Raw genomic sequence first — 6,606 nt, forward strand, 5'->3', positions numbered from 1 at the left:
GGACTGATTTTTTTGCGCGCGTGCGCATGTGGTGTGTGCGGTAGGTAATACCTTCTTACGGTGCGGGCACCGGCCTGCCGTATAGGGTCGTCACGGCTCGGGCGAACATCCTGTTCGACTCGCCGCACGCGGGCCATCCATGGCCCGCTGACGCCCCTATACGCCAGCCCGGCGCTAGGCGCGTCATTGATCCCACTTCGATAAGGACGCGCGGAGAGTGGGAAGGGGAAGAGCAAAGGCAAAAGCCAAAGCCTTGCTCTGATCCATTTCATCTCTCCAAATTCCATCTTGCTTTTGCTCTTCCGGTCGCGGCTGAGGCCGCTCTGGCGCGCCGTGACGCGCTTTGGATGTTGGTGTCCGGTCGTGGGGATTTGGAGGGACTGTGGGGGCTGGGCCCTTTCGGGACCGTTGGCGCCATGGATGGCGCCGACGAGCCCCCATGGATGGGTTCACGGCGTGTCCCGAAAGGGCCCAGCCCCCGCAGGCCGTGCAACAAAACACAAACAGCCGATCAACCTCGAAGGCCAATCCACTCACAAAGCACCGCACAAACAAAAAAGGGCGGCCATCGGCCGCCCCATACAAAACCTTCCCCTCTGCTCACCCAGCCCGAGCAACAATCTCCGCCAGCGCAGCAGCCGTCACCGGATCAGCGACATCGCCCCCCTGCCCCTGCAACGCAGGCAACAGCTGGCTGGCGAGCTGCTTCCCGAGCTCCACCCCGAACTGGTCGAACGCATTGATCCCCCACATCACCGACTGCACATACACGCTGTGCTCGTACATGGAGATCAGCGCGCCCAGCGCCTGCGGGGTCAAACGATCGAACAGCACCAGCGTGCTCGGCCGGCCACCGGGATAGTCCCGCGCCGGATCCTCGCTGCCCTGCCCGTTCGCCAGCGCCTCGGTCTGCGCCAGCAGGTTGGCCAGCAGCGCCTGGTGGTTCACCGCATACGGATCATCGTTGTTCACCGTCCCGATGAAATCCGCCGGCACCACGCTGGTGCCCTGGTGCAAGGCCTGGAAGAAGCTGTGCTGCACATCGGTGCCCGCACCGCCCCACCACACCGCCACGGTATCGCTGTCCACCGGGCTGCCATCCAGCTTCACCCGCTTGCCCAGGCTCTCCATGATCAGCTGCTGCAGATACGCCGGCAGCAGCGCCAGGCGCTGGTCGTACGTCATCACCGCGTTGGTCGCATGGCCGAGCAGGTTGCGATTCCACACCGCGGTCAAGCCGTGCAGCACCGCCACGTTGTCGGCCAGCGGCGTATTGAGCACGTGCGCGTCGAACTCCGCCGCGCCCGCCAGCAACTGCTCGAAGCGCTCGAAGCCGATCGCCAGCGCGATCGGGAAACCCACCGCAGACCACAGCGAATAACGCCCACCCACCCAGTCCCACATCGGCAACACGCGGCCGGCGGGGATGTCGAACGCCTTGCCGGCGCGCTCCGGGTTGGCGCTCACCGCGTACAGGCGCTCGCCGCCGCCCAGCCAGTCACGCAGGATCTGCCCGTTGAGCAGCGTCTCCTGCGTGCCGAACGTCTTGGAAATCAGGATGCCGGCCGTCGTGGCCGGGTCCAGCGTCGCCAGCGTGCGCTGCATCGCCGCGCCATCGACGTTGGACACGAAATGCACGCGGAAACGCGCGCCTTCCACCGGGCGCAGCGCGTCGGCCACCAGGCGCGGGCCCAGGTCCGAACCGCCGATGCCCACGCTGACGATGTCCGTCACGCCGGTGCGCGACAGCGCGTCGACCAGCTCGCGCATGTGCCCGCGCACCTCGGCGGCGGTGCGGTACGCCTCCTGGGCGACCGGGGCGTCGGTCAGGTTGCCGCGCAGCGCCGTGTGCAGGGCCGCGCGGCCCTCGGTGACGTTGACCTGCTCGCCGCGGAACAGGCGCTGGAAGGCCTGCGCCAGCCCGCGCTGCTCGGCCAGGGCCAGCAGCGCGTCGAGCGCGGCGGCATCGTATTTCTGCCGCGCGAAGTTGAAGTACAACGGACCGACCCGTTTCGCATACCGCGCCGGCCGGCCGGTCTCGGCGGCGAGCAGATCGGGAATGGACGCTCCGCGCAGACGCTGAGCGTGGGAGTGCAGCGAGTCGAATCCGTTGGACTGTGTCATGCGGCCTGTGTCGGGATGCTGTGGTTGGTGTGGGTGATCTTGTTCTGCCCGTCCACGTACACCAGGTCGGGCTTGAACGTATCGGCTTCCTCGGCGCTCAGGCCGACGAACGCGGCGATGATGACCAGGTCGCCGACCTGCACGTGGCGCGCGGCGCCGCCGTTGAGCGAGATGACGCCGCTGCCGGCCTCGGCGCGGATGGCGTAGGTCGTGAAGCGGCTGCCGTTGGTCACGTCCCAGATGTGCACCTGCTCGAACTCGCGGATGCCGCTGGCCTGCAGCAGCAGGTCGTCGATGGCGATGGAGCCTTCGTAGTTGAGCTCGGAGTGGGTGACGGTGGCGCGATGGATCTTGGCTTTCAGCAGGGACAGTTGCATGAGGGCGTTACTACGGCACGTAGGAAAGGCGGAAAGTTTAGCGGCCGGGGACCGCGAAAGGTGAAACCGGGCCCTGTGGAGGCCCGGTCATTCAGAACTCGAGGTTGTCGATCAGCCGGGTACGCCCCAGCTTGGCGGCGACCAGCGCCACGCGCGGGCCGGCGTAGGCGTCGTCCGGTTCGGTAAGCGCCGGGGTGCGCACCACCGCGTAATCGACCTGGAAGCCGGCGGCCTCCAGCTGCGCGGTGGCCACGGCCTCGGCACTGGCACGCGCGGTGCCGGCCAGGCAGGCGTCGCGCAACGCCACAAGCACCTTGCGGATCTCCGAAGCCACCGGCCGCTCCTCGGCCGAGAGGTACTGGTTGCGCGAACTCATCGCCAGCCCGTCCTGCTCACGGACGATGCCGCCGCCGAGGATCTCGATCGGGAACGCCAGGTCGCTCACCATCTGGCGGATCACCGCCAGCTGCTGGTAGTCCTTCTTGCCGAACGCGGCCACGTCCGGCTGGGCCTGGTTGAACAGCCGCGCCACCACCGTGCACACGCCATCGAAGTGGCCCGGGCGGCAGGCGCCTTCGAGCACGTCGCTCACGCCCGGGGCATGCATGCGCATCGCCAGCTCGGTGCCCAGCGGGTACATCGTCTCCACGCTCGGCAGCCACAGCACGTCGCAACCGGCGTCCTGCAGGCCGCGCATGTCGGCCTCGGGCGTGCGCGGGTAGCGGGCGAAGTCTTCGTTCGGGCCGAACTGGGTCGGGTTGACGAAGACGCTGGAGACCACGCGGTCGGCGTACTGGCGGGCCAGCATCACCAGCGAGAAGTGGCCGGCGTGCAGGTTGCCCATGGTCGGCACCAGCGCCACGCGCAGGCCCTGGCGCTTCCAGCCGGTGACAAGTTCGCGCAGGCGCGCCAGTTCGGTAACGGTTTCGATCATGAGGCGTAGGCGTGCTCTGCGTCGGGGAAGCTGCCGTCGCGCACCGCGGCGGCATAGGCGCGCACCGCGCCCGCCACCGAGCCGCCTTCGGCGAGGAAGTCCTTCACGAATTTCGGACGGCGGTGGCCGCTGTCCAGGCCGAGGAAGTCGTGCAGCACCAGCACCTGGCCATCGCAACCGGGGCCAGCACCAATCCCGATGGTCGGAATCGACAGCTCGGCGGTGATCTGCGCGGCCAGCGGCGACGGCACGCATTCGAGCACCAGCATCGAGGCGCCCGCCTCGGCCACCGCGCGGGCCTCGGCGCGCAGGCGCTCGCCCGCCTCGCCCCGCCCCTGCACCTTGTAGCCGCCGAAGCGCAGCACCGACTGCGGGGTCAGGCCCAAGTGCGAGCACACCGGGATCTCGCGCTCCACCAGGTAGCGGATGACGTCGAGCTTGTGGCCGGCGCCCTCGATCTTGACCATCTCCGCGCCGGCCTGCAGCAGGCGCGTGGCGGCGTCGAGCGCGCGCTCGGGGGTGGCATCGGCCTGGAAGGAAAGGTCGCTCACCAGCAGCGCGCGCGACAGGCCGCGGGCCACGATGGTGGTGTGGTAGACCATGTCGTCGGTGGTCACCGGCAGGGTCGAATCCTGGCCCTGGACCACCATGCCCAGCGAGTCGCCGACCAGGATCAGGTCGACCCCGTTGGCATCGAAAGCACGGGCGAAACCGGCGTCATAGGCGGTCAGCATGACCAGCTTGCGGCCATCGCGCTTGGCTTCTGCCAGCGCGGGCACCGTCCAGGGCTTGCTGTCGGCGTGGGTACTCATGAGCTCATTACGTGGGGTGATGAGCCGCGCATTATCTACCCAATCGGCGCCAATCCGCCCGTTTCCACCACCGCCAGTGCGGCCTGCACCGTTCCATGCCCGGGAATGCGCGCATCCGGGGCGATCTCGGCCAGCGGCAGCAGGGCGAACGCGCGCTCGTGCAGGTGTGGGTGCGGCACCTTCAGGCGCGGGGTGTCGATGACCTGCTCGTCGAACAGCAGCACGTCCAGGTCCAGGGTGCGCGGCCCCCAGCGCTCGCCGTCCGGGCGCTCGCGGCCGTGGGTGCGCTCCAGCGCCAGCAGGGCATCGAGCAGGGCTTCCGGCGCCAGCGTGGTTTCCACGGTGGCGGCGGCATTGACGAAGGCCGGCTGGTCGAGCCGGCCCCAGGCCGGCGTGCGGTACAGGCGCGAGGCGGCCAGGCAGCGGGTGCCCGGCAGTGCGTCCAGTGCGCGCAGGGCCTGGCGCAGCGTCGCCTCGGCGTCACCGAGGTTGCCGCCCAGGCCGATATGGGCGATGTGGGCCACGCTCAGTCGGCGCTGCCGCCCGCCGAGCCACCCTCGCCGCCCTCGCCACCCGGACGGCGGCGACGGCGACGACGCTTGCGCGGCGCGCCCTCTTCACCCGCCTCGTCCTGCGGGCCGTCCTCGTGCGAGGCGATCTCGTGGCCGGAGGTCTGCACGGTTTCGCGCCAGAAGGCGATGTCCACCGCGTGGTCGGCCGAGGCCGTCTGGCGCAGCACCAGGAAATCGAACGCGGCGCGGAAGCGCGGGTGCGACAGCGTGCGGAACACACGCTTGCGCTGGCGCGCGGAGAAGCGCGACTGCAGCAGCCAGATTTCCTGCATCGGCAGCGAGAACCGGCGCGGCAACGCCACGCGTTCGAGCTGGTGCAGGGTGACGCGGTCGGCGGCGCGACGCTGCGCCTCCTCGGCGTGCACGCCCTGCGCCTGCAGGCCGATCAGCGTCTTGCAGAACGCCGGCCACAGCAGCAGCGCGAACAGGAACGCCGGCGACACCGGCTCGTCGTTGGCGACGCGCGCATCGGTATTGCGCAGGCCTTCGATGAGCATGCGGCGCAGCGCGCCGCTGCGGTTGCTGCGCAGCGCCGCCCCGCTTTCCGGGAACAGCGTGGCGAACAGGCCGTAGTGCTCCAGGCCCTCGAAGCTGGCCACGGCATGGCCGGACAGGAACAGCTTGAGGATTTCCTCGAACAGCCGCGCCGGCGCGGCTTCGCCGAGCAGCCCGGCCAGGCGCGGGATCGGGTTGGCGGTCGCCTCGTCGATGGTGAAGCCGAGCTTGGCCGCCAGGCGCACCGCGCGCAGCATGCGCACCGGGTCTTCGCGGTAACGCTGCTCGGGGTCGCCGATCAGCTTCATCACGCGCGCCTGCACGTCCTCGAAGCCGCCGACGTAATCGCGCACCGAGAAATCCTCGATGGCGTAGTACAGCGCGTTGCAGGTGAAATCGCGGCGGACCGCGTCGTCCTCGATGGAGCCGTAGACGTTGTCGCGCACCAGGCGGCCGTTCTCCAGCTCGCGGTCGCCGCTGCCGTCGTCGCTGTTGGCGCGGAAGGTGGCGACCTCGATGATCTCGCGGCCGAACACCACGTGGGCGAGGCGGAAACGGCGGCCGATGAGGCGGCAGTTGCGGAACAACGACTTGACCTGCTCGGGCGTGGCATCGGTGGCCACGTCGAAGTCCTTCGGGTGTCCGCCGACCAGCAGGTCGCGGACGGCGCCACCGACGAGGTAGGCGCCGAAGCCGCCTTCGCGCAGGCGATAGAGCACGCGCAACGCGTTCGGACTGATGTCCCGGCGCGAGATATTGTGCTGGTCACGCGGGATGACGCGCAGGGTGAACGGTGATGTAACTGGCGTTTCGATGTCGGCGGTTCCCAGGAACGAAACAGGATTGCGATGAGACGATCAGCTCTCTATACTAGCGCGCTCGGCCGGACACGGCCAGAAACGCTCCCTTCGTCTAGTGGTTAGGACGTGGCCCTCTCAAGGCTAAAACAGGGGTTCGAGTCCCCTAGGGAGCGCCAGCTATACGCAAAAAGGCCCGCGAAAGCGGGCTTTTTTGCGTATAGCTGGCGCGCGCAGCCTGCGATGCAGGCTGCGCCCCCAAGGCGCGAAGCGCCTTGGGGCCCCGCACCTACCCTCGCCTATCCCCCGCGCCTTCGGCGCGCCCCCCTTAACAAAGGGGGGCTCCGCTCCATCAAGACTCGGGGCACCGCGCCGCCAGCAGCCTCGCCCTGCGACCGGCCACGACACGGTCACGAGATGCGCGAGCGTGCACGCCTTTGATCTTCGTTCCGATCGCGCGGGACGAACGGGCGTCCGGGGGCAGGCCCTTTCCGG

Annotated in this window: 6 protein-coding genes and 1 tRNA gene; 1 reads left to right on the forward strand and 6 read right to left on the reverse strand. The window is 68.9% G+C overall.

Features of this window, described 5'->3' with window-relative positions; all coding sequences use genetic code 11:
- Positions 1 to 600: 600 nt before the first annotated feature.
- From pgi to pcnB, 6 genes are all read right to left on the reverse strand, one after another.
- Positions 601 to 2,124, reverse strand: a complete 1,524-nt coding sequence (gene pgi, locus ARC20_RS06280) for a glucose-6-phosphate isomerase (RefSeq protein ID WP_057645917.1) — start codon at positions 2,122 to 2,124, stop codon at positions 601 to 603.
- Positions 2,121 to 2,501 (reverse strand): aspartate 1-decarboxylase, encoded by a 381-nt coding sequence (gene panD / locus ARC20_RS06285; RefSeq protein WP_057645919.1) that lies wholly within the window; start codon positions 2,499 to 2,501, stop codon positions 2,121 to 2,123. Before panD ends, pgi begins: the two co-directional genes overlap by 4 nt.
- A gap of 91 nt (positions 2,502 to 2,592) precedes the next feature.
- Complete coding sequence (panC, locus tag ARC20_RS06290; RefSeq protein ID WP_057645922.1) at positions 2,593 to 3,435, reverse strand: pantoate--beta-alanine ligase; 843 nt, start codon at positions 3,433 to 3,435, stop codon at positions 2,593 to 2,595.
- A complete protein-coding gene (panB, locus tag ARC20_RS06295) occupies positions 3,432 to 4,247 on the reverse strand; it encodes a 3-methyl-2-oxobutanoate hydroxymethyltransferase (RefSeq protein ID WP_057645924.1) in 816 nt (271 codons plus the stop codon). The genes panC and panB overlap by 4 nt, the downstream gene beginning before the upstream one ends.
- Before the next feature lie 35 nt (positions 4,248 to 4,282).
- Entirely contained in the window at positions 4,283 to 4,771 is a 489-nt protein-coding gene (folK, locus tag ARC20_RS06300; RefSeq protein WP_057645926.1) for a 2-amino-4-hydroxy-6-hydroxymethyldihydropteridine diphosphokinase, read from the reverse strand.
- Positions 4,772 to 4,773: 2 nt separating this feature from the next.
- Positions 4,774 to 6,144 carry a polynucleotide adenylyltransferase PcnB gene (gene pcnB, locus ARC20_RS06305; protein WP_057645928.1) on the reverse strand — a complete coding sequence of 457 codons (1,371 nt, stop codon included), beginning with the start codon at positions 6,142 to 6,144 and terminating at the stop codon, positions 4,774 to 4,776.
- Between the two features lie 71 nt (positions 6,145 to 6,215).
- Here pcnB and ARC20_RS06310 point away from each other — a divergent pair.
- Positions 6,216 to 6,290: transfer RNA gene (locus tag ARC20_RS06310), tRNA-Glu, on the forward strand.
- Positions 6,291 to 6,606: the final 316 nt, after the last annotated feature.

The organism is Stenotrophomonas panacihumi (assembly GCF_001431645.1).
In the GTDB taxonomy this organism is placed as follows: Bacteria; Pseudomonadota; Gammaproteobacteria; order Xanthomonadales; family Xanthomonadaceae; genus Stenotrophomonas_A; species Stenotrophomonas_A panacihumi.

Bases quoted from the DNA above. Each gene is read 5' to 3' on its own strand.
- pgi (WP_057645917.1), bottom strand. From the start codon at position 2,124: ATGACACAGTCCAACGGATTCGACTCGCTGCACTCCCACGCTCAGCGT.
- panD (WP_057645919.1), bottom strand. From the start codon at position 2,501: ATGCAACTGTCCCTGCTGAAAGCCAAGATCCATCGCGCCACCGTCACC.
- panC (WP_057645922.1), bottom strand. From the start codon at position 3,435: ATGATCGAAACCGTTACCGAACTGGCGCGCCTGCGCGAACTTGTCACC.
- panB (WP_057645924.1), bottom strand. From the start codon at position 4,247: ATGAGTACCCACGCCGACAGCAAGCCCTGGACGGTGCCCGCGCTGGCA.